At 70.3% G+C, this 20,605-nt stretch carries 21 protein-coding genes and 1 pseudogene; 14 read left to right on the top strand and 8 right to left on the bottom strand.

The window, feature by feature from the left end:
• Positions 1 to 9 precede the first annotated feature (9 nt).
• The 4 genes from ASD48_RS07730 to ASD48_RS07715 all read left to right on the top strand — a co-directional run bounded on the left by ASD48_RS07730 (position 10) and on the right by ASD48_RS07715 (position 4,240).
• Positions 10 to 2,091, top strand: coding sequence for a PQQ-binding-like beta-propeller repeat protein (locus tag ASD48_RS07730; protein WP_057600616.1), 2,082 nt, complete (start codon positions 10 to 12; stop codon positions 2,089 to 2,091).
• A 249-nt stretch (positions 2,092 to 2,340) separates the two neighbouring features.
• Positions 2,341 to 3,054, top strand: a complete 714-nt coding sequence (locus ASD48_RS07725; RefSeq protein WP_079073652.1) for a response regulator transcription factor — start codon at positions 2,341 to 2,343, stop codon at positions 3,052 to 3,054.
• Between the two features lie 123 nt (positions 3,055 to 3,177).
• The gene (locus ASD48_RS07720; RefSeq protein WP_157880607.1) at positions 3,178 to 3,603 is read left to right on the top strand and encodes a hypothetical protein; all 426 of its coding nucleotides are present in this window, start codon (positions 3,178 to 3,180) and stop codon (positions 3,601 to 3,603) included.
• Positions 3,604 to 3,667: 64 nt separating this feature from the next.
• On the top strand, positions 3,668 to 4,240 hold the full coding sequence (locus ASD48_RS07715; protein WP_057600613.1) for a dihydrofolate reductase family protein: 573 nt from the start codon (positions 3,668 to 3,670) through the stop codon (positions 4,238 to 4,240).
• On the opposite strand, the gene ASD48_RS07710 is transcribed toward ASD48_RS07715, so the two are convergent.
• Complete coding sequence (locus ASD48_RS07710) at positions 4,210 to 4,434, bottom strand: DUF397 domain-containing protein (RefSeq protein ID WP_057600612.1); 225 nt, start codon at positions 4,432 to 4,434, stop codon at positions 4,210 to 4,212. The two genes, ASD48_RS07715 and ASD48_RS07710, sit on opposite strands and share 31 nt — an antisense overlap.
• 10 nt (positions 4,435 to 4,444) lie before the next feature.
• A complete protein-coding gene (locus tag ASD48_RS07705) occupies positions 4,445 to 5,296 on the bottom strand; it encodes a helix-turn-helix transcriptional regulator (protein ID WP_057600611.1) in 852 nt (283 codons plus the stop codon).
• Between the two features lie 205 nt (positions 5,297 to 5,501).
• Between ASD48_RS07705 and ASD48_RS07700 the strand changes: the two genes are divergently transcribed.
• Together ASD48_RS07700 and ASD48_RS07695 are read left to right on the top strand one after the other, a co-directional pair.
• Complete coding sequence (locus ASD48_RS07700; protein WP_057600610.1) at positions 5,502 to 5,915, top strand: ATP-binding protein; 414 nt, start codon at positions 5,502 to 5,504, stop codon at positions 5,913 to 5,915.
• Between the two features lie 103 nt (positions 5,916 to 6,018).
• Entirely contained in the window at positions 6,019 to 6,288 is a 270-nt protein-coding gene (locus tag ASD48_RS07695; protein WP_057600609.1) for a hypothetical protein, read from the top strand.
• A 79-nt stretch (positions 6,289 to 6,367) separates the two neighbouring features.
• Here ASD48_RS07695 and ASD48_RS07690 read toward each other — a convergent pair whose 3' ends face one another.
• Entirely contained in the window at positions 6,368 to 6,775 is a 408-nt protein-coding gene (locus ASD48_RS07690) for a hypothetical protein (RefSeq protein WP_057600608.1), read from the bottom strand.
• Between the two features lie 34 nt (positions 6,776 to 6,809).
• Positions 6,810 to 8,510, bottom strand: a complete 1,701-nt coding sequence (locus ASD48_RS07685; protein WP_057600607.1) for a sodium:solute symporter family protein — start codon at positions 8,508 to 8,510, stop codon at positions 6,810 to 6,812.
• Positions 8,511 to 8,659: 149 nt separating this feature from the next.
• Between ASD48_RS07685 and galT the strand changes: the two genes are divergently transcribed.
• The 3 genes from galT to galK are packed head-to-tail and all read left to right on the top strand — an operon-like array spanning position 8,660 to position 11,870.
• A complete protein-coding gene (gene galT, locus ASD48_RS07680; RefSeq protein WP_057600606.1) occupies positions 8,660 to 9,721 on the top strand; it encodes a galactose-1-phosphate uridylyltransferase in 1,062 nt (353 codons plus the stop codon).
• Positions 9,718 to 10,713 (top strand): UDP-glucose 4-epimerase GalE, encoded by a 996-nt coding sequence (gene galE, locus ASD48_RS07675; protein ID WP_057600605.1) that lies wholly within the window; start codon positions 9,718 to 9,720, stop codon positions 10,711 to 10,713. Before galT ends, galE begins: the two co-directional genes overlap by 4 nt.
• The gene (gene galK, locus ASD48_RS07670) at positions 10,713 to 11,870 is read left to right on the top strand and encodes a galactokinase (RefSeq protein WP_057600604.1); all 1,158 of its coding nucleotides are present in this window, start codon (positions 10,713 to 10,715) and stop codon (positions 11,868 to 11,870) included. Before galE ends, galK begins: the two co-directional genes overlap by 1 nt.
• 220 nt (positions 11,871 to 12,090) lie before the next feature.
• On the opposite strand, the pseudogene ASD48_RS07665 reads toward galK, so the two are convergent.
• Positions 12,091 to 12,540: pseudogene (locus ASD48_RS07665) on the bottom strand (N-acetyltransferase); the annotation flags it as partial.
• A gap of 269 nt (positions 12,541 to 12,809) precedes the next feature.
• Here ASD48_RS07665 and ASD48_RS07660 point away from each other — a divergent pair.
• Positions 12,810 to 13,577, top strand: a complete 768-nt coding sequence (locus tag ASD48_RS07660; RefSeq protein ID WP_057600603.1) for a response regulator transcription factor — start codon at positions 12,810 to 12,812, stop codon at positions 13,575 to 13,577.
• Here the strand turns inward: ASD48_RS07660 and ASD48_RS07655 are convergent.
• Positions 13,536 to 14,033 (bottom strand): MarR family transcriptional regulator, encoded by a 498-nt coding sequence (locus ASD48_RS07655; RefSeq protein ID WP_057600602.1) that lies wholly within the window; start codon positions 14,031 to 14,033, stop codon positions 13,536 to 13,538. The two genes, ASD48_RS07660 and ASD48_RS07655, sit on opposite strands and share 42 nt — an antisense overlap.
• Before the next feature lie 119 nt (positions 14,034 to 14,152).
• Between ASD48_RS07655 and ASD48_RS07650 the strand changes: the two genes are divergently transcribed.
• From ASD48_RS07650 to ASD48_RS41620, 3 genes are all read left to right on the top strand, one after another.
• Complete coding sequence (locus ASD48_RS07650; RefSeq protein WP_057600601.1) at positions 14,153 to 14,950, top strand: trans-aconitate 2-methyltransferase; 798 nt, start codon at positions 14,153 to 14,155, stop codon at positions 14,948 to 14,950.
• A gap of 1 nt (position 14,951) precedes the next feature.
• Positions 14,952 to 15,320, top strand: coding sequence for a VOC family protein (locus tag ASD48_RS07645; protein ID WP_057600600.1), 369 nt, complete (start codon positions 14,952 to 14,954; stop codon positions 15,318 to 15,320).
• Between the two features lie 65 nt (positions 15,321 to 15,385).
• Positions 15,386 to 15,559 carry a CsbD family protein gene (locus tag ASD48_RS41620; protein ID WP_020128441.1) on the top strand — a complete coding sequence of 58 codons (174 nt, stop codon included), beginning with the start codon at positions 15,386 to 15,388 and terminating at the stop codon, positions 15,557 to 15,559.
• Positions 15,560 to 15,771: 212 nt separating this feature from the next.
• Here ASD48_RS41620 and ASD48_RS07640 read toward each other — a convergent pair whose 3' ends face one another.
• Positions 15,772 to 16,452 (bottom strand): TetR/AcrR family transcriptional regulator, encoded by a 681-nt coding sequence (locus tag ASD48_RS07640; protein ID WP_057600599.1) that lies wholly within the window; start codon positions 16,450 to 16,452, stop codon positions 15,772 to 15,774.
• Positions 16,449 to 17,462, bottom strand: a complete 1,014-nt coding sequence (locus tag ASD48_RS07635) for a fatty acid desaturase (protein ID WP_057600598.1) — start codon at positions 17,460 to 17,462, stop codon at positions 16,449 to 16,451. Before ASD48_RS07635 ends, ASD48_RS07640 begins: the two co-directional genes overlap by 4 nt.
• A 313-nt stretch (positions 17,463 to 17,775) precedes the next feature.
• Here ASD48_RS07635 and ppc point away from each other — a divergent pair, with 313 nt between their 5' ends.
• Entirely contained in the window at positions 17,776 to 20,517 is a 2,742-nt protein-coding gene (gene ppc, locus ASD48_RS07630; protein ID WP_057600597.1) for a phosphoenolpyruvate carboxylase, read from the top strand.
• Positions 20,518 to 20,605 lie beyond the last annotated feature (88 nt).

Below are 20,605 nucleotides of genomic sequence, written 5' to 3'. Positions count from 1 at the left end.
ATCCACACCATGACCCAGCCGCCGCCCCCGCCGCCGAACCAGCCCCCGCAGCAGCCGCAGCAGGGCGGCTTCGGCCCGCCCCAGCCGCCGCAGGACACGCCGCCGCAGGACGCCGTGCCCAAGGACGCGGCTCCTCAGGACGCCGCGCCGCAGCCTCCCGCCCCCGACCTGACGAAGGCTCCGGAGCCGGGCTACGGCTACCCGCAGGCACCCCGGCCGGCCCAGGCACCCCAGGAGCCCCAGCCGCCCCAGGCTCCGGCCCAGGCGGCTCAGCACTCCCAGGCGCCCCAGCCGCCGCAGACGCCTCCGCCCCCGGCCCCGTCCGGGCCCCCGCAGCAGCCCCAGCCCGGATACGGCTACCCGCAGGCGCCCGGACAGCCGGCGCCCCCGGCCGCCGCCGCCGGTTACGGCTACCCGGCCCAGCCGGGCACGCCCGCTCCCTCCGCGTACGGTCAGCCCCAGCAGCCGGGCCCCTACGGGCAGCCCACGCCCCCGTACGGCCAGCAGCCCGGGTACGGCTACCCGGGGCAGCCGGGGCAGCCCGGGTATCCGACCGCTCCGGCGGGTTACGGCTACCCGGGGCAGCCCACCATGCCCATGCACCCGCAGGCCGGCGGCCCCGGCCAGGGACCGGGGGCCGGCAAGAAGTTCAACGCGCAGGTGGCGATCATCGTCGGGGCGGTCGTCGCGATCGCGCTGATCATCGGCGGCGGCGTCTGGTACGCGAAGTCGAGCGACGGCGGGAAGAAGGAAGAGGCGGGTCCCGCGGGCCCGACCGGCGGCGGGGGCGACACCGGCGGCACGGGAGGCACCGGCGGCACGTCCGCCGGCGGCAAGGAGAAGGTGCCGGCCGACCCCGCCTCGGACGTCCTGTTCAAGATCCCGATGCCCGTGATCAAGAAGGACGACAGCGTCGGCGTCAAGGGCTCCTGGCTGACCGACAAGGCGTACGTGAAGACGGGCGTCAGCGAGATCACCGGCTACGACCTGGACAAGGGCACCAAGCTCTGGTCGGTGCCGCTGCCCGGCCCGGTGTGCGAGGCCAGCAGGTTCGCCACCGACGACTACCGCACGGCGGTCACCTTCCAGGCGAGCGCCGCCGAAACGGCCTCCTGCGACCAGGTCGCGGCGATCGACCTCGTCGCGGGCAAGCAGCTGTGGAAGAAGACCGTCAACTCCGGTGATTACCCGATCAGTTTCAATAACGTGACGGTCAGCGCGAACACGGTGGCCCTCGGCAGCACCAACGGCGGCGCCGCCTTCGACATCGACTCCGGCAAGGTGCTGTGGTCGCCGAAGCCGGCCGACACCTGCTACGACGCCGGCTACGGCGGCGGCCCGAAGCTGGTGGCCGTGCGCAAGTGCGGCGCGTACGACAACCCCGAGCTGCACATCCAGACCATCGACCCGGTGTCCGGCAAGGTGATCTCCGAGTACAAGCTGGCCACGGGCATCGACTACGCGTCCGTCGTGTCCAGCGACCCCCTGGTGGTGGCCGCCGACGTCGGCGACAGCGCCGGTGACGGCAGCGGCATCTCGGACTTCTTCTCCATCGACAACAAGACCGGCAAGCTGCGCACCCGGATCTCGGTCCCGGGCGACCAGTACGCGGCCGACTGCGAGGGCATCACCAGGATCGAGGCCTGCACGGGCCTGGCCGTCGGCAACGACCGGATCTACGTCCCGACCGAGGAGCACGACGGCACCGGCGAATACAGCCGGACCAACGAGGTCGTCGCCTTCGACCTGGCCACCGGCAAGCAGACGGGCCAGCGCGCGGACGCCGGTGACGGCTACACGATCTACCCGCTGCGCATGGACGGCAGCAACCTGATCGCCTACAAGCGGCCGCCGTACGACAAGGGCGGCCAGGTCGTCAGCATCGCCGGAGGCTCCTTCAAGGAGACCAAGCTGCTGGAGAACCCGGCCACGGAGGCGGTGCACGACCTGGAGACCAGCATGTCCCCGGAGTACTCCGAGGTCCTGTTCTCCCAGGGGCGCCTGTTCATGTCCGAGGTGTACGCCGACGACGGCTCGCTCTCGAGCGGCGACCCGCAGTACCTCGCGGTCGCGTACGGCGCGGGCAGCTGATCGTCTTTATCGCCGTGACGGCCCCGTCCCTGCTCAGGGGCGGGGCCGTTCACTTACCGCCCATCGCCCTCGAATGTGAGGAATTTCGGCGATCCGGGCACTTCTCACCGGTAGGGGGAGCGCAACGTCGAACAAGCGTGTAGCTTCCGGGGGCATGAAGGACAGGGTGCCGGGGGGCACCCTTTGTTGGTCCGTGTGAGTCCGTGTGAGCCCGAATGGGCATCCATGGGGGGACTGGGGGGTTGCTCGTTGGGAGTGCGGCTGATGGTGGTCGACGACCACCGACTGCTCGCCGAGGCACTGGCCTCGGCGCTCAAACTGCGCGGGCACCGGGTGCTGGCCGCGGCGGCACCCGCCGCGGGCGCGGCCGAACTGGTGATCACCCGCGCCCCGGAGGTGTGCCTGCTGGGCACGGCGGTCCCGGCCGAGCCGGGCATCTTCGACCCGGTGGTCCGCATCAAGCGGGAGCGGCCGCAGGTGGCGGTGCTGGTCCTCGGTCCGGTACCGAGCCCCCGGGGCATCGCGGCGGCCTTCGCCGCGGGCGCCTCCGGCTATGTACGCCACGACGAGCGCATAGAGGGCGTGGAGCGGGCGATCATGAAGGCGCGGGCGGGTGAGGCGGCGGTGGCGCCGGCGCTGCTGCAGGGCGCGTTCAGCGAACTGCTGAACCCGGCGGCCCAGCCGGACGACGAGGGCCAGCGGCTCCTCCAGATGCTCACGCCCCGCGAGGTGGAGGTCCTGGTCCGGGTCGCGGACGGCGAGGACACCCGCCTGATCGCCGCCGGTATGGGCATCGCCCCGTCCACGGCCCGTACGCACGTCCAGCGGGTCCTGATGAAACTGGGCGTCGGCTCCCGCCTGGAGGCGGCGGCGCTCGCGGCCCGCACGGGCCTGCTCGACCGCGCGGGCCCGCTCCCGCACACCACCCGGGACGCGGATACGGGCACAGGGCCGGGGTTTTGACGAACTCCGTCCCCCTACCCGTGAGTTGCGGCGGGTCAGACGGTCCTGGACGCCCGCCGGTCAAGCTGCGAGGCTGACCGCGTGAGAGTGCGAGCGGTGATCCGGCGGGGAGCGCGCCTCGGCGTGACGATCGGTGCCTGGCCCGCGGGGATCGTCGGCACCCTGTGCCTGGTGGCGGCGTTCGTCTTCCTGACCGGCGGCCACGACGGCACCGCGCGGACGCTGACGTCGGCGGGCGGGCTCGCCGTGCTGGGCTTCATGGCGGCGGGCGTCACCGTCGGCACGGCCACCGGACTCGCCCTGGCGCTCGCACCCCGCCGACTGCTCACCAGCGCCCCGCTGCGCGGCCTGCTGGCAGCCCTCACCGCCGGGCTGCCGGTGGCGGCCCTCTCCGTCGCCGCCCTGACCGGAGACGGCTACACCCTCGCGAGCTACCCGCCGTCGATCCACTTCCTCACCTGGTCGGCGACCCTGACGGTCGCCTCGCTGGCGGCGGCCCGCAGCGGTGAGATCGCCGGATGGGCACCGGACACCGACGGACGCCGATGAGTTTCGCCGCGAACCACGGTCAGAGATCATGACCGAACCGGACACGAGACCCCGAGGACCTCAGATGCGCACCCTGATCAGCACCGCATTCATCTCGCTCGACGGCGTCGTGGAGGCCCCGGGCGGCGAGCCCGGTTACCGGAACGCCGGATGGACCTTCAAGGACGTCGAGTTCCTCCCCGAGGCCTTCGAGATCAAGGGCCGGGAGCAGACCGAGGCCACCGCGATGCTGCTGGGCCGGACCAGCTACGAGGCGTTCAGCCCCGTGTGGCCCGACATGGCGGACTTCGCCGGCTACAAGGTGATGCCGAAGTACGTCGTCTCCACCACCCTCACCGAGGACGACCTGGTGTCGAACTGGGGCGAGACGACGATCCTGCGCTCACTCGACGACGTCGCCGCGCTCAAGGAGACCGAGGGCGGCCCGATCATCGTCCACGGCAGCGCCTCCCTCAACCAGGCCCTCTCGGACGCCGGCCTGATCGACCGCTACCACCTGCTCGTCTTCCCGCTCCTGCTCGGCGCGGGCAAGCGGCTGTTCAGCGCCACGGACAAGGACACGCAGAAGCTGAAGCTCGTCGAGCACGAGGCGTACGCCAACGGCCTTCAGAAGAACGTCTTCGACGTCGTCCGCTGAGGTCCGAGTCCGCCGCGTATCCCCGCCAGCAGGTGAGCGAGTGCGACGGGCGTGGCGGTGAGGGCCGTGTCCGGGGTGTCGCTCTCGCGGAGGTGGAGGGTCGAGAGGGTGGCGGAAGCGGCGAGTTCGACGCAGGCGTTGCCCTCGGCGCCGCCCGAGAACGTGGACTTCTGCCAGTGCAGGGTTTGAGTCATGGGGTGCGCCTCACAGTTCCTTCGACAAGCGGTGGACGAAATCCCTGGACGCTGCGGGGTCCAGCGTCGCCTTCTCCACCTTACGGAAGAGTGTTCGGAGCGTGTTCAGTTGAGGTTCTGCGTCGATGAACGCGGTACCGGTAGCGCCTTCCCGTAGCCCGGTGTCGAGTTGGGGTACCGGACCGCCCAGGTACATCATCGAGGCTCCGGCGCCTCCGAAGCCGTCCTGGTCGGTGGGGATGACGCGCAGGGTGATGTGTTCGTGCTCGACCTGCTCCAGGACCGCCAGGAGTTGAGTGCGGGAGACGTGCCTGTCCGCCACGCGGATGCGCAGAGCGAACTCGTGGACGACTGCCTCGTACGAGGTGGGGGCGTCGCCATCGATGACAGTTCGTCTCCGCATGCGGTGTTCCACTCTGGGGAGCAGCTCGCTCTCCGGCAGTTCCGGACGCATGTACCCGAACAAGGCTCGGGCGTAGTCGGGGGTCTGGAAGAGCCCGGGAACGTAGGTGATCGCGACTTCACGCAGGAACGTCGCGTGGTGCTCGGTCTCCGCCAGGTCGAGATTCACCGGTGGCAGGACTCCCCGGTACTCCTCCCACCAGCCGCGTGTCCGATCGGATGCCATGGCCATCAGGGCCTCGATCAACGCCTCGTCCGCGCAGGCGTAATGGGCTGCCAAGCGGCGGACACGCTCCGGACTCACCCCCGCGACGCCGGACTCGATCTGGCTCATCTGGACTGCGTCGGCACCGAGCAGCGCAGCTGCTTCCCGTGCCTTCATGCCCGTCGCTTCGCGGAGCTTGCGCAGTTCAGCGCCCAGTCGCACCCTTCGGGCCGTGAGATGCCTCTTGGGTGGCACGCGGCGCACCTCCTCGTCTCAACTGCCCTGGCGGCCTACCTCGTTCGAGGGTCAGGATAGGCCAACCGCTTGCGGCTTCCTAATGTTAGGAAATACCGTCAGTGACGCACCGCACACGCTGCGGAAGTGCACCGCTTCGTCCTGCCAAGACGGCTGCGGCAACGCCACCGCGCGCAAATCCCTTCACGTCACTCGGAGTTGACGCATGCCCGAAACCGCCCCCGATTCCTGGGAGTACTCCCTCTATATCCCGAGCGACCCTCGCGCCGTGACCGTCTGCCGCCGCACCCTGCGCCTGATCCTCACCCTGCACGGCCTGATCCACCTCGTGGACACCGCGGAGCTGCTCGCCTCGGAGCTGGTCTCCAACGCAGTACTGCACACCAAGGGCCCGGCCTGTCTGCGGCTCCGCTTCCGGGACGGCATCCTCCAGATCGGCGCGTGGGACGCGGACCCCGAGCCACCCGAGCCGCCGGGACGGCTGGAGGAGCTCACCGGCGCCGAGAACGGGCGCGGCATGGCCCTCGTCCGGGCCTGCTCCGACCTCTGGCACTGGCAGCCGCTGTCCCGGATGGGGCGTCGGGGCAAGCTCGTGTGGTGCGAACTGACGGCGGCGTAAGGCTCAGCTCGTGGTGCAAAGCTGATAATCGCGACATACGGTGCGTAATCGTAACGTCTCGCTCTGTAGCGGGACACGTCACTCAGCCGGAAAAGGGAATGTAATGCGCAAGCTTCACAAGACCGCTCTCGTGGCTGCCATGATCGGAAGCCTCGGCATGGCCGGTGCCGGATTCGCCACCGCCGCTGTCCACGGCGCGGACGGGGACTCCAGGGAGTGCTCCAACCACGTGGAGAACATCTCCTTCGGTCTCATCAACATCCCGAACCTGAACCTCCCGCTGCTCGGCCTCTCGTCGAACCAGGACGCGACCCAGCAGATCTGCAACAACGGGGATGACGCCATCAACGCGAACGTCGCCGACCACGAGTAGACGAACCGAACCGGCTCCGGGTCCGACGCGTCGATCCCGGAGCCGGCTCGGCTTCGTGGCCCTTCCCCGCGCCCCGCGGCTACTCGCCGGGCGGGGGCTTCTCGCCCAGCGCCTCGGGCGGCAGCGTCGGCGTGACCGGCGCGGCGGGCCGCAGCTTCAGCCAGGCCAGGAAGAAGATGCCCAGGGCCAGCATGGCCAGGCCGGTCCACAGGTTGATGTTGATCCCCTGGGCCTTGTCGATCTCCGCGTCGCTGTCCGTGATCCCGGCGATCGTGACGATCACGCCGTAGACGACGAACAGGCCGCCGATGATGCGGCGCAGGTCGAAGATGCGGGCCGCGGTCGCGGACTTCTCCTCGAGTTCCGTGACCTCACGCTGGACGTCGGCCTCGGACCACCCCGCCCGCCGCAGCCGCTCGGCAGCCTCGGCGCGCTTGGCGGATTCGGAGGGTTCGGAGGGTTCAGAGGGTTCGAACTGCTCGGACATGGTCTCTCCAGTCTCCCGCGGTGTGCGACCGGGCTCAGAACGAGAACGGGATGTAGCAGACGGCGGCCAGGATGATCGCGCTCCAGCCCAGCAGCGCCGGGCGCCGGTACCACGCGTCGTCGCCCGCCGCGGGCGGCTCGGCCATACCGGGGGAGACGGTGCCGTAGACCAGGCCCTCGAGTTCCTCGGCGGGCTTGGGGGCTGTGAAGAGTGACACCGCGAACATGACCACCGCGCCCGCCACGAAGCCTGCGATCGCGGAGACGAAGTTCGCGCCCTGGTCGGTGGGGATGCCGATGATGTCCTGCTTGTAGAGGACGAAGTAGTTGACCATCGCCGCCGTCGTGCCCGCGAGGAGACCCCAGAAGCCCGACTTCTTCGACGCCCGCTTCCAGAACATGCCGACGATGAAGACGACGAACATCGGCACGTTGAAGAAGGAGAACAGCGTCTGGAGGTAGCTCATGATGTTCGAGAAGGACGAGGCGAGGAACGCCGTGCCCACCGAGGCGGCCACACCGATGGCCGTGATGAGCCGGCCGAAGCGGACGTAGTACTCGTCCTCGCGGCCCCGCACCACGTACTTCGCCCAGATGTCGGTCGTGAACACCGTGTTGAACGACGAGACGTTCGCCGCCATGCCCGCCATGAACGCCGCCAGCAGCCCCGTCACCGCGATGCCCAGTACGCCGTTCGGCAGCAGCTCCTGCATGAGGTACGGGATCGCGTCGTTGTACTGCAGGTCCGAGTCGGCCGTGCCGATCTTCGGGACCAGCACCGCCGCCACCAGGCCCGGGATCATCACCAGGAAGACGATGAAGATCTTCGGGAACGCGGCGATGAGCGGGGTGCGCTGGGCCGCCGACAGGTTCTTCGCCGACAGGGCGCGCTGCACCTCGGCGAAGTTCGTCGTCCAGTAACCGAAGGAGAGGACGAAGCCGAGGCCCAGCACGATCGTCAGCCAGTTCGCGCCGAGCGGGTTGTCGCTGCCGATGCCCGTGCCGCCCCAGGCGGTGACGAAGTCGTCGCCGTGGGTCTCCGTCAGCGAGTCGGTCAGGCCGTCCCAGCCGCCCACCTTCTTCAGGCCGAGCACCGACAGCGGGATGAGGGCCGCCAGGATCACGAAGAACTGCAGGACCTCGTTGTAGATCGCCGAGGACAGACCGCCGAGCGTGATGTAGGCCAGCACGAAGGCGCCGGCGACCACGATCGCCACCCACTGCGGCCAGCCCAGCAGCGCCTCGACCACGATCGCGAGGGCGTACAGGTTCACGCCGGAGATCAGGATCGCCGCGAAGGCGAACAGGGCCGAGCTCAGCAGGTGGGCGCCCCGGTCGAAGCGCAGCAGCAGGAACTCGGGGACCGAGCGGACCTTGCTGCCGTAGTAGAACGGCATCATCACCAGGCCCAGGAAGACCATCGCCGGGATGGCGCCGATCCAGTACCAGTGGACGGTGTACGCGCCGTACTGCGCGCTGTTCGCGGCCATGCCCAGGATCTCGGTCGCGGCCAGGTTGGCCGAGACGAACGCGAGGCCCGTGATCCAGGCGGGCAGGGAGCGTCCGGAGAGGAAGAAGTCGAGGCTGGTCTTCACCGATCTGCGAGCGGCGAAGCCGATGCCCAGGACCACGACGAAGTAGATGCCGAGGATCGTGTAGTCGAGCCAGTTCGTCGGCAGCCGGAGCTCTGCCGCCAGCCGTGCTGCCGTGTAGGCCGGGTCTGTGGGGGTTCGCATGCCCTGCTCACTTCGTTTGGTGTTCTTTGTTTGGTTGTGGTGGTGACTCGCGTGGGGGTTTATGGTTTTATGTGTTTGGTTCTGTTGGAAGCTTCGCTAGGTGTACGGATCTAGGTCTGCGGGTCTAGAGGTACGGATGGAGAGTCGCGGTGAAGAAGACCTCGACCCGCTTGGCCGACGGTCGTGAGCTGATCTACTACGACCAGCGGGACGACTCGGTGCGCGACGCGGTGGACAGGCGTCCGCTGGACCCCACGGTCACCACTTCGGAGGTACGGCGGGACCCCCTGCTCGGCGATTCCATCGCCGTGGCCTCGCACCGGCAGGGGCGCATCTACCACCCGCCGGCCGACGAGTGCCCGCTCTGCCCCTCCCAGGGCGACCGGCTCAGCGAGATCCCGGACTCGTCGTACGACGCCGTCGTCTTCGAGAACCGTTTCCCCTCGCTGGCCGGCGACTCCGGGCGCTGCGAGGTGGTCTGCTTCACCTCCGACCACAACGCGTCCTTCGCCGACCTCACCGAGGAACAGGCACGACTGGTCCTCGACGCGTGGACGGACCGGACGTCCGAGCTGTCGCATCTGCCCTCCGTGGAACAGGTGTTCTGCTTCGAGAACCGTGGCGCCGAGATCGGTGTGACTCTGGGTCACCCGCACGGGCAGATCTACGCCTACCCGTTCACCACTCCGCGCACCGCCCTGATGCTGCGTTCGGTCGCGGCGCACAAAGAGGCGACCGGCGGGGAGAACCTCTTCGACGCCGTCCTGGAGCGTGAACTCGCCGACGAGCGGGTGGTCCTGGAGGGTGAACACTGGGTCGCGTTCGTGCCGTACGCGGCGCACTGGCCCTACGAGGTGCACCTCTACCCCAGGCGCCGGGTGCCGGACCTGCTCGCCCTCGACGAGGAGGCGCGCACAGAGTTCCCCCAGGTCTATCTGGAACTCTTGAGGCGCTTCGACCGGATCTTCGGCGAAGGTGAACCGCCCACGCCGTACATCTCCGCCTGGCACCAGGCGCCGTTCGGCGCGCTGGAGGAGTTCGAGGGCGTCAACCGGGACGACTTCGCGCTCCATCTCGAGCTTTTCACCATTCGCCGCACTTCCGGCAAGCTGAAGTTCCTCGCGGGCTCCGAATCAGGCATGAACGTCTTCATCAACGACGTCCCGCCGGAGTTCGCGGCCCGGCGACTGCGAGAGGTAGCGAGTTCATGAGCGGCACCACCGGCACGAGCGGCAAGTATCTGGTCACGGGTGGCGCGGGCTACGTCGGCAGCGTGGTGGCCCGGCACCTGCTGGAGGCCGGCCACGAGGTCTTCGTGCTCGACAACCTCTCCACCGGTTTCCGCGAGGGTGTCCCGGCGGGTGCCGCGTTCGTCGAGGGCGACATCCGCGACGCCGCCAAGTGGCTCGACGACTCCTTCGACGCCGTGCTCCACTTCGCCGCGTTCTCGCAGGTCGGCGAGTCCGTCGTCAAGCCCGAGAAGTACTGGGACAACAACGTCGGCGGCACCATGGCCCTGCTCGGCGCCATGCGCGAGGCCGGCGTGCGCAAGCTGGTCTTCTCGTCCACGGCGGCGACGTACGGCGAGCCGGAGCAGGTCCCGATCGTGGAGAGCGCGCCGACGCGGCCCACGAACCCCTACGGCGCCTCCAAGCTCGCCGTCGACCACATGATCAGCGGCGAGGCCGCCGCCCACGGGCTCGGCGCCGTCTCCCTGCGGTACTTCAACGTGGCCGGCGCCTACGGCGAGCAGGGCGAGCGCCACGACCCCGAGTCGCACCTCATCCCGCTCGTCCTCCAGGTCGCGCAGGGCCGCCGCGAGGCCATCTCCGTCTTCGGCGACGACTACCCGACCCCCGACGGCACCTGCGTCCGCGACTACATCCACGTCGCCGACCTCGCCGAGGCCCACCTCCTCGCCGTCGCCGCCGCCCAGCCCGGCGAGCACCTCATCTGCAACCTCGGCAACGGCAACGGCTTCTCCGTGCGGGAGGTCATCGAGACGGTCCGCGAGGTCACCGGCCACCCGATCCCCGAGGTCGTGGCCCCTCGTCGCGCGGGCGACCCGGCGGTCCTGGTCGCCTCGGCGGCCACCGCCCGTGAGCGGCTGGGCTGGAACCCGTCCCGCGCGGATCTCGCGGGTATCGTCGCGGACGCGTGGGAGTTCGCGCAGCACATCGCAAGCAGCGCAAGGGAGTCGTAGTGGGGGCACAGGAAGTTCGCGAGGGTTTCGTCCGGCTGTACGGGGCCGAGCCCGAGGGCGTCTGGGCGGCGCCCGGCCGCGTCAACCTCATCGGTGAGCACACCGACTACAACGACGGCTTCGTGATGCCCTTCGCGCTGCCGCACATCGCGGTCGCGGCGGTCGCACGGCGCACCGACGGCGTGCTCCGGCTGCACTCGGCCGACCTCGACGGCGGCGTCGCCGAGCTGCGGCTCGACGAGCTGACGCCCGAGTCCGACGGCGCCTGGACGGCGTACCCGGCCGGAGTCGTGTGGGCCCTGCGCGAGGCCGGCCACCCGGTGACCGGCGCCGACATCCACCTGTCCTCGACGGTCCCGTCGGGCGCGGGCCTGTCGTCGTCCGCGGCCATCGAGGTCGTCGTGGCCCTGGCGCTGAACGACCTGTACGACCTCGGGCTCCAGGGCTGGCAGCTCGCCCGCCTGTGCCAGCGCGCCGAGAACGTCTACGTCGGCGCGCCCACCGGCATCATGGACCAGACGGCGTCCGCGTGCTGCGAGGCCGGCCACGCGCTGTTCCTCGACACCCGTGACCTGTCGCAGAAGCAGATCCCCCTCGACCTGGCCGCCGAGGGTCTGCGCCTGCTGGTCGTCGACACGCAGGTCACGCACGCCCACAGCGGTGGCGAGTACGGCAAGCGGCGGGCCGGCTGCGAGAAGGGCGCCGCCCTCCTCGGCGTCGACGCGCTGCGCGACATCGCGTACGCCGACCTGGACGCGGCCCTCGCCCGGCTCGGTGACGAGGAGGAGGTCCGCCGGCTGGTCCGTCATGTGGTGACGGAGGACCAGCGGGTGGAGCAGGTCGTCGCCCTCCTGGAGTCGGGCGGCGACACCCGCGCGGTGGGGCCGGTCCTGACGGCGGGTCACGCCTCGCTCCGGGACGACTTCCGGGTCTCCTGCGCCGAGCTGGACCTCGTCGTCGACACGGCTCTCACCCACGGGGCGCTCGGTGCGCGGATGACCGGCGGGGGCTTCGGCGGGTCGGCGATCGTGCTGGCCGAGGCCACCGATGTCGAGACGCTCACCAAGGCCGTCGAAGAGGCGTTCGCGGCCGCGGGGTACAAGGCGCCGAGGGTGTTCGAGGCGGTGCCCGCGGCGGGGGCGCGGCGGCTGGACTGAGCGGTTTCCTTTCCTCGGGGCGGTGCTTCCGCGGGGCGGTGGGGTGTGCGAGGGGATCTCGCCCCCGCCGCCCCTTCCCGTTCCGGACCCCGGGGGCTGCGCCCCGGATCCCGCTTTCGGCCCTGAACGGGCCTCGCCCTCAAGCGCCGGACGGGCCGGAGCCGGACGGGCTGGAGGGGCCAGAGGGGCTGGAGGGGCCGGAGGGGTGGTGGGGCGGGCCCAGTCTCTTGGTCAGGGTGAACTCCGTCAGGCCCGGGGGGTAGTCCTCGATCACGCAGACCACCTCGTAGCCCCGGCGCCGGTAGAACTCCGGGGCCTGGAAGTCCCAGGTCTCCAGGCGTACGCGGTCGCAGCCGCGCTGCTCGCGGGCGGTGCGCTCCGCCTCGGCGAGGAGGGCGCTGCCCAGGCCCGTGCCCCGGTGCCGGGCGTCCACCCAGAGGTAGGTGACGTGCAGCCAGGTCGTCCAGGTGTGGCCCACCAGACCGCCGGCCAGCTCGCCGCCCGCGTCCGAGGCCCAGACGTGCAGCGCCGATTCGCGTTCCGCGGGGGTGCCGCGCAGTGCGCGCAGGACCGGGGAGGCCTCGGTGTTGGTGGCGAGAAGCCGCGAACGGAGAAGATCGCGGCGAGTCCTGTCGACTTCTGTCTCAAGACGAAACATGCGGCACACCATAAACGCGGTGGCCGAACCAATCCTGCAATTCGCCTTCCGCTGTACGCCCACGGCCCTACCCTGTGAACAGTGCCGGTGGGGGCCGGTGCTGATCAGGGGGCGAGACAGTCGGGTACGGCGCCCGCGGTGGGGGTAGCAGTCTCTGCACGGCGGCGGCCGTCGCGGTAGCGCTCTCCCGTCCGGGCGTCGTGTCCGCGCGGTCGTCGTTCTCCGTCTCCGGACCTTGGGGTATCCCCTGCTCTGTCAAGGAGCTTGGGGGAGGGGGTTTCGTGGTTCGCATTCGTGTACTGGTCGTCGACGACCACCGTATCTTCGCCGAGTCACTCGCCGCGGCACTGGCCGCCGAGCCCGACGTCGACGTCTCCGCGGCCGGCAGCGGCCCGGCGGCACTGCGCAGTCTGGAGCGCGCGGCCGCCGAGGGGCGCCGGTACGACGTGCTGCTCGTCGACGCCGACCTGGGCGCCGCGCTGCCCGGCATACGGCCCGCCGTGCCCGTGCAGGAGGTGGGGGAGGACGGGCTCGTCGACGGGATATCGCTGGTCGTGGGGGTCCGTGCCGCGCAGCCCCATGTCCGTATCGTCGTCCTCGCCGAGAAGGACGAGCCGCGCCGCGCGGCCCTCGCCCTCCAGGCCGGGGCGTCCGGCTGGGTGGCGAAGGACTGCTCGCTGTCCCGGCTGCTCACCGTCATCAGAGGCGTGCTGCGCGAGGAGACCCACCTCCCGCCCGCCCTGCTCACCGGCGTCCTGCGGGAGCTGACGGCCGCCCGCAAGCACCGCACCGAGAGCGAACGGCTGGTCGAGTCGCTCACCCCGAGGGAGCGGGAGGTGCTGCGCTGCATGGTCGCGGGACTGGGCAGGAAGGCGGTCGCCGACCGGCTGTTCCTCTCCCCGCACACCGTCCGCACCCATATGCAGAACGTCCTCGGCAAGCTGGGCGTGCACTCCACCCTCGCCGCGGTCGCCCTGGCGCGCCGGGCGGGCGTGGGGCCCGTCGACCTAGCCGGGGATGTTGTCGAACGGGGCGGTCAGCTGGCGTAGCAGGCCCGCCAGTTCGCCGCGCTGGGCGTGGGAGAGCTCGGCCAGGATCGCTCGTTCCTGGTCGAGCAGCCCGGCGAGCGCCTGGTCGGCGCGGTCCTTGCCGTCGTCCGTGAGGCGGACGAGCACACCCCGGCGGTCGCTCGGGTCCGGCAGCCGCTCCACCAGGCCCTTCTTCGCGAGCCGGTCGATCCGGTTCGTCATCGTGCCCGAGGTCACCAGCGTCTGCGTCAGCAGCTGACCCGGCGAGAGCTGGTAGGGCGCCCCCGCGCGCCGGAGCGCCGTCAGGACGTCGAACTCCCAGGGCTCCAGCTGGTGCTCGGAGAACGCCAGACGGCGTGCGCGGTCCAGGTGCCGGGCCAGTCTGCTCACCCGGCTGAGTACTTCCAGCGGCTCCACGTCGAGGTCCGGGCGCTCCCGGCGCCACGCTGCGACCAGCCGATCGACCTCGTCCTCCATGACGATCAGTGTAGTGGTTGTGTCGATGTGAAGTCTCTTGGTATGGAGCTTCTCGGCATGGAGCTTCTCGATATCAAGTCTCTTGACATCAAGATAAATGCGGGGGGAAGGTACCAGACATGACGACCAACCCCAGCTGGGACCCCGCCCAGTACCTGCGTCACGCCGGCCACCGCGCCCGCCCCTTCGGCGACCTCCTCGCCCGCGTCCCCGACCTGCCCGGCGACCCGCCGCGGATCGCCGACCTCGGCTGCGGCCCCGGCAACCTCACCGCCGTCCTCGCCGACCGCTGGACCACCGCCCGTGTCACCGGCTACGACAACTCGCCGCAGATGCTCGCCGACGCGGCGGCGCACGCGGGCGCGCGCCTCGACTTCGCCCACGCCGACCTCGCCGACTGGGCGCCGGAGGAGACGTACGACCTGCTCGTCTCGAACGCCGCTCTCCAGTGGGTGCCCGGCCACCTCGACGCCTTCGCCCGCTGGCTGGACGGCCTCGCACCCGGCGGCACCTTCGCCTTCCAGGTCCCCCACAACATCGACGCGCCCCTGCACGCCCTGATGCGCGAGCTCGGCAACAGCGCCCGCTGGAAAGCCCGCCTCGGCCATGTCCTGCGGCACGAGGACTCCGTCCACGCCCCCGGCGTCTACCTCGACCGGCTGGCCCGCCTGGGCTGCGCCACCGACGTCTGGACGACCACCTACCTCCATGTGCTCCCGGGCGACGACCCGGTCCTCGACTGGGTCAAGGGCACCGGCCTGCGCCCCGCCCTCGACGCCCTCGCCGACGACCCCGAGGCCCGCGACGCCTTCGTCACCGACTACCGCGACCTGCTCCGCGAGGCCTACCCGAGGGCGGAGTACGGCACCGTCCTGCCGTTCCGCCGCCTGTTCGCCGTCGCCGTGAAGGAGGCCTGACGTGCTGGCCGCCGTCGACCATGTGCAGCTCGCCGCCCCGCCCGGCTCCGAGGACTCGCTGCGCCGCTTCTACACCGGCACCCTCGGGATGACCGAGGTCCCCAAGCCGCCGGTGCTCGCGGCGAAGGGCGGATGCTGGTTCCGGACGGGATCCGTGCACCTGCACCTGGGGATCGAGCCCGGCTTCCGGCCGTCCGCGAAGGCCCACCCCGGGCTGCGGGTCACCGGCATCGAGGCCTGCGCCGCCCGGCTGGAGGCCGACGGCACACCGGTCACCTGGGACGCGGACCTGCCGGGACACCGCCGCTTCTACGCCCTGGACCCCGTCGGCAACCGGCTGGAGTTCCTGGAGCCGGTCGGCGGGGTTTGAGGGGCGCAGGACGGGTCACTCGCAGTACTGAGACCACACGCAGACCTGACTGGGAGTGATGGACAGTGGCAGGCGAGCAGAAGTCCAAGGCGAAGATGGAACAGGCCAAGGGCAAGGCGAAGGAAACGATCGGCCGCACCGTGGGCAACGAGCGGATGGAGGCCGAGGGCCGCGCCGAGCAGGCAAAGGGCGACGCCCGCCAGGCCAAGGAGAAGACCAAGGACGTCTTCAAGCACTGACGACGTCGTGAGGCACTGACGCGCCCGCGGGCGCCAGTGCACCACATGCGGGCGGGGCCCCGACCTTCGTGGTCGGGGCCCCGCCCGCATGTGGTGCCGCGCCCGTACGGGGACGTGGACCGGCCCCGTAGGGAGATCCGTCCGTCCGGAGATCGGCCAGTCCGACGATCCGCCCGTACGGGGGGGTACGGCGGCCCCCGTCAGGCCTTCCGTCAGGCCTTCCGGCGTCCTATCAGGTGCGGCTTCGCCTCCAGCCCGTCCAGCCCGTGCCAGGACAGGTTCACCAGGTGGGCCGCCACCTCCGCCTTCTTCGGGCGGCGCACGTCCAGCCACCACTGGCCGGTCAGCGCGACCATGCCGACCAGGGCCTGGGCGTACAGCGGGGCGAGTTTCGGGTCGAAGCCGCGGCTCTTGAACTCGCGTCCCAGGATGTCCTCCACCTGGGTGGCGATGTCGGAGATCAGGGACGCGAACGACCCGGTCGACTGCGGGATGGGGGAGTCCCGGACCAGGATCCGGAAACCGTCCGTGTACTCCTCGATGTAGTCGAGGAGCGCGAACGCCGCCTGTTCGAGGAGCTCACGGGGGTGGCCCGCCGTCAGCGACGACTGGACCATGTCCAGCAGCCGGCGCATCTCCCGGTCCACCACGACCGCGTAGAGCCCCTCCTTGCCGCCGAAGTGCTCGTACACCACCGGCTTGGAGACCCCGGCCTTCGCCGCGATCTCCTCCACCGAGGTGCCCTCGAAACCCTTCGCCGCGAACAGGGTGCGACCGATCTCGAGCAGCTGCTGGCGCCTTTCCGCACCTGTCATACGGGTGCGCCGGGCGCGCCGCGGCTTCGCTTCGTTACTGGGGGTGCTGCTGGGATCGGTCGCCACGCCGTCAATCATGCCGCCTCGGCGGTGACCTTCCCCCGTCGGGAGCCGTCCTCACCGGTGTTACGACGCGAATCGATACGCGAGCGTGACGGCCAGCGGACGTCGTAGGCCCACCCGAGCATCTCGAACCAGCGGATGAACCGGGCCGAGGAGTCCAGCTGGCCCCGCATCACGCCGTGCCGCGCCGACGTCGGGTCCGCGTGGTGCAGGTTGTGCCAGGACTCGCCGCAGGACAGGATCGCCAGCCACCAGACGTTGCCGGAGCGGTCCCGCGACTTGAAGGGGCGCTTGCCCACCGCGTGGCAGATCGAGTTGATCGACCACGTCACGTGGTGCAGCATCGCCACCCGCACCAGCGAGCCCCAGAAGAACGCCGTGAACGCGCCCCACCAGGACATCGTCACCAGCCCGCCCACCAGCGGCGGCAGCGCCAGCGACAGGATCGTCCAGTAGACGAACTGGCGGGAGACCGCGCGGATCGCCGGGTCCTTGATCAGATCCGGCGCGTACTTCTCCTGCGAGGTCTGCTCCTCGTCGAACATCCATGCGATGTGGGCCCACCACAGGCCCTTCACCAGGGCCGGGAGCGTCTCGCCGAACCGCCACGGCGAATGCGGGTCGCCGTCCGCGTCGGAGAACTTGTGGTGCTTGCGGTGATCGGCCACCCAGCGCACGAGCGGGCCCTCCACCGCCATCGACCCCATCACCGCCAACGCGATCCTGAGCGGCCGCTTGGCCTTGAACGAGCCGTGCGTGAAGTAGCGGTGGAAACCGATCGTGATGCCGTGGCATCCGAGGAAGTACATGAAGACCAGCAGACCGAGGTCCAGCCAGCTCACCCCCCAGCCCCACGCCAGCGGCACGGCCGCCAGCACCGCGAGGAACGGGACGACGATGAAGAGCAGCAGCATGATCTGCTCGATCGAACGCTTCTGCTCGCCACCGAGCGTGGCGGAGGGCGTGGGGGTACCGTCGGGCGCTTTCGAAGGGTCATCGATCACGTTGGAGCTGCCTGTGGTCATGCGCGTCCCCTGGGGGGTCTTGGATTGAGGGAGATGCCGTCGTTCCGCGCACCGCGGAAGGTCGCACAGCGAACCAATGCCCTGCTCCCTACGGTTCCGTAACCTACGGCATCGTAAGTATGGCAGCGCGCTGCCCGGCGGCAAGAGCCCGCCAACCTGCGCGTCCCCAGGGACACCTATCCTTGGAGACAGTCGGACAGCGCGGTCCGCTCTGTTTTCTTCCCGGATGTCCGGCCCCTATGCGACGCCCGCCGCGGGGCCGGAGTACGGGTTCCCTCCCGGACGAGCTTCAACACTGCAAGGAGCCGCACCTGTGAGCAGTGCCGACGACCTTGGCCAGGCCACCACAACGACCAGCACCGAGCTGCGCGCCGACATCCGCCGACTGGGTGACCTCCTCGGCGAGACCCTCGTACGGCAGGAGGGCCCGGAGCTCCTCGACCTGGTCGAGAAGGTCCGCCGCCTGACCCGCGAGGACGGCGAAGCCGCCGCCGAACTGCTGCGTGGCATCGAACTGGAGACCGCGGCCAAGCTGGTCCGCGCCTTCTCCACCTACTTCCACCTCGCCAACGTCACCGAACAGGTCCACCGCGGCCGCGAACTGCGCGAGCGCCGCGCCGCCGAGGGCGGCCTGCTCGCCCGCACCGCCGACCGCCTCAAGGACGTCGACCCCGAACACGTCCAGCAGACGGTCCGCCACCTCAACGTCCGCCCCGTGTTCACGGCGCACCCCACCGAAGCCGCGCGCCGGTCGGTACTCAACAAGCTCCGGCGCATCGCCGCGCTTCTGGAGACCCCCGTCATCGAGGCCGACCGCCGCCGTTACGACACCCGCCTCGCCGAGAACATCGACCTCGTCTGGCAGACCGACGAGCTGCGCGTCGTACGACCCGAACCCGCCGACGAGGCCCGCAACGCCATCTACTACCTCGACGAGCTCCACGCCGGCGCCGTCGGCGACGTCCTGGAGGACCTCACCGCCGAACTGGAGCGGGTCGGCGTCAAGCTCCCCGAGAACACCCGTCCGCTCACCTTCGGCACCTGGATCGGCGGCGACCGCGACGGCAACCCCAACGTCACCCCCCAGGTGACCTGGGACATCCTCATCCTCCAGCACGAACACGGCATCAACGACGCCCTGGAGATGATCGACGAACTCCGCGGCTTCCTCTCCAACTCCATCCGCTACACCGGAGCCACCGAGGAACTCCTGGAGTCACTGAAGGGCGACCTCGAACGGCTGCCCGAGATCAGCCCCCGCTACAAGCGCCTCAACGCCGAGGAGCCCTACCGCCTCAAGGCCACCTGCATCCGGCAGAAGCTCGAGAACACCAAGCAGCGCCTCGCCAAGGGCATCCCGCACGAGAGCGGGCGGGACTACCTCGGCACCAGCGAGCTCCTCGCGGACCTCACCCTCATCCAGACGTCCCTGCGCGAGCACCGCGGCGGGCTGTTCGCCGACGGCCGGATGAACCGCACCATCCGCACCCTCGCCGCGTTCGGCCTCCAGCTCGCCACCATGGACGTCCGCGAGCACGCCGACGCCCACCACCACGCCCTCGGTCAGCTCTTCGACCGCCTCGGCGAGGAGTCCTGGCGCTACGCCGACATGCCCCGCGAGTACCGCACGAAGCTCCTCGCCAAGGAACTGCGCTCCCGCCGGCCGCTCGCCCCCTCCCCGGCCCCCGTCGACGCCGCCGGTGAGAAGACCCTCGGTGTCTTCCAGACGGTCAAGCGGGCCCTCGCCGTCTTCGGGCCCGAGGTCATCGAGTCGTACATCATCTCCATGTGCCAGGGCGCCGACGACGTGTTCGCGGCGGCGGTCCTGGCCCGTGAGGCCGGTCTTCTCGACCTGCACGCCGGCTGGGCGAAGATCGGCATCGTGCCGCTCCTGGAGACGACGGACGAGCTGAAGGCCGCCGACACCATCCTCGAGGACATGCTCTCCGACCCGTCCTACCGGCGCCTGGTGGCGCTGCGCGGGGACGTCCAGGAGGTCATGCTCGGCTACTCGGACTCCTCCAAGTTCGGCGGCATCACCACCAGCCAGTGGGAGATCCACCGCGCCCAGCGCCGACTGCGTGACGTCGCCCACCGCTACGGCGTCCGGCTGAGGCTGTTCCACGGCCGCGGCGGCACCGTCGGCCGTGGCGGCGGCCCCTCCCACGACGCCATCCTCGCCCAGCCCTGGGGCACCCTGGAGGGCGAGATCAAGGTGACCGAACAGGGCGAGGTCATCTCCGACAAGTACCTCATCCCGTCCCTGGCCAGGGAGAACCTGGAACTGACGGTCGCCGCGACCCTGCAGGCCTCCGCCCTGCACACCGCCCCCCGCCAGTCCGACGAGGCCCTCGCCCGCTGGGACGCCGCCATGGACGTCGTCTCGGACGCCGCCCATGACGCCTACCGGGCCCTCGTCGAGGACCCGGACCTGCCGACGTACTTCCTCGCGTCGACGCCGGTGGACCAGCTCGCCGACCTGCACCTGGGCTCCCGGCCCTCCCGCCGCCCCGGCTCCGGCGTCTCGCTCGACGGCCTGCGCGCCATCCCGTGGGTCTTCGGCTGGACCCAGTCCCGCCAGATCGTCCCCGGCTGGTTCGGCGTCGGCTCCGGCCTCAAGGCGCTGCGCGAGGCGGGCCTGGACACCGTCCTGGACGAGATGCGCGATCAGTGGCACTTCTTCCAGAACTTCATCTCCAACGTCGAGATGACCCTGGCGAAGACCGACCTGCGCATCGCCCAGCACTACGTCGACACCCTCGTCCCCGACGACCTCAAGCACGTCTTCGACCGGATCAAGGCCGAGCACGAGCTCACCGTCGCCGAGGTGCTGAGGATCACCGGCGAATCGGAACTGCTGGACGCCACCCCCGTGCTCAAGCAGACGTTCACCATCCGCGACGCCTACCTCGACCCGATCTCCTACCTCCAGGTCACCCTGCTCAAGCGGCAGCGTGACGCCGTGGCCGCGGGTGCCGAGCCCGACCCGCTCCTCGCCCGCGCCCTGCTCCTCACGGTCAACGGCGTCGCCGCGGGTCTGCGCAACACGGGCTGACCCGCGCACTCCGCGCAACGCACAGGAGGGTGCCCCCGGGTTCGTACGAMCCCGGGGGCACCCTCCTGTCACACGTTCACACGCTCAC

This window comes from Streptomyces sp. Root1310 (assembly GCF_001426425.1).
Taxonomy (GTDB): domain Bacteria; phylum Actinomycetota; class Actinomycetes; order Streptomycetales; family Streptomycetaceae; genus Streptomyces.
The sequence above is the reverse complement of the archived record's forward strand: the minus strand, read 5'-3'. Positions and strand labels throughout refer to the sequence as shown.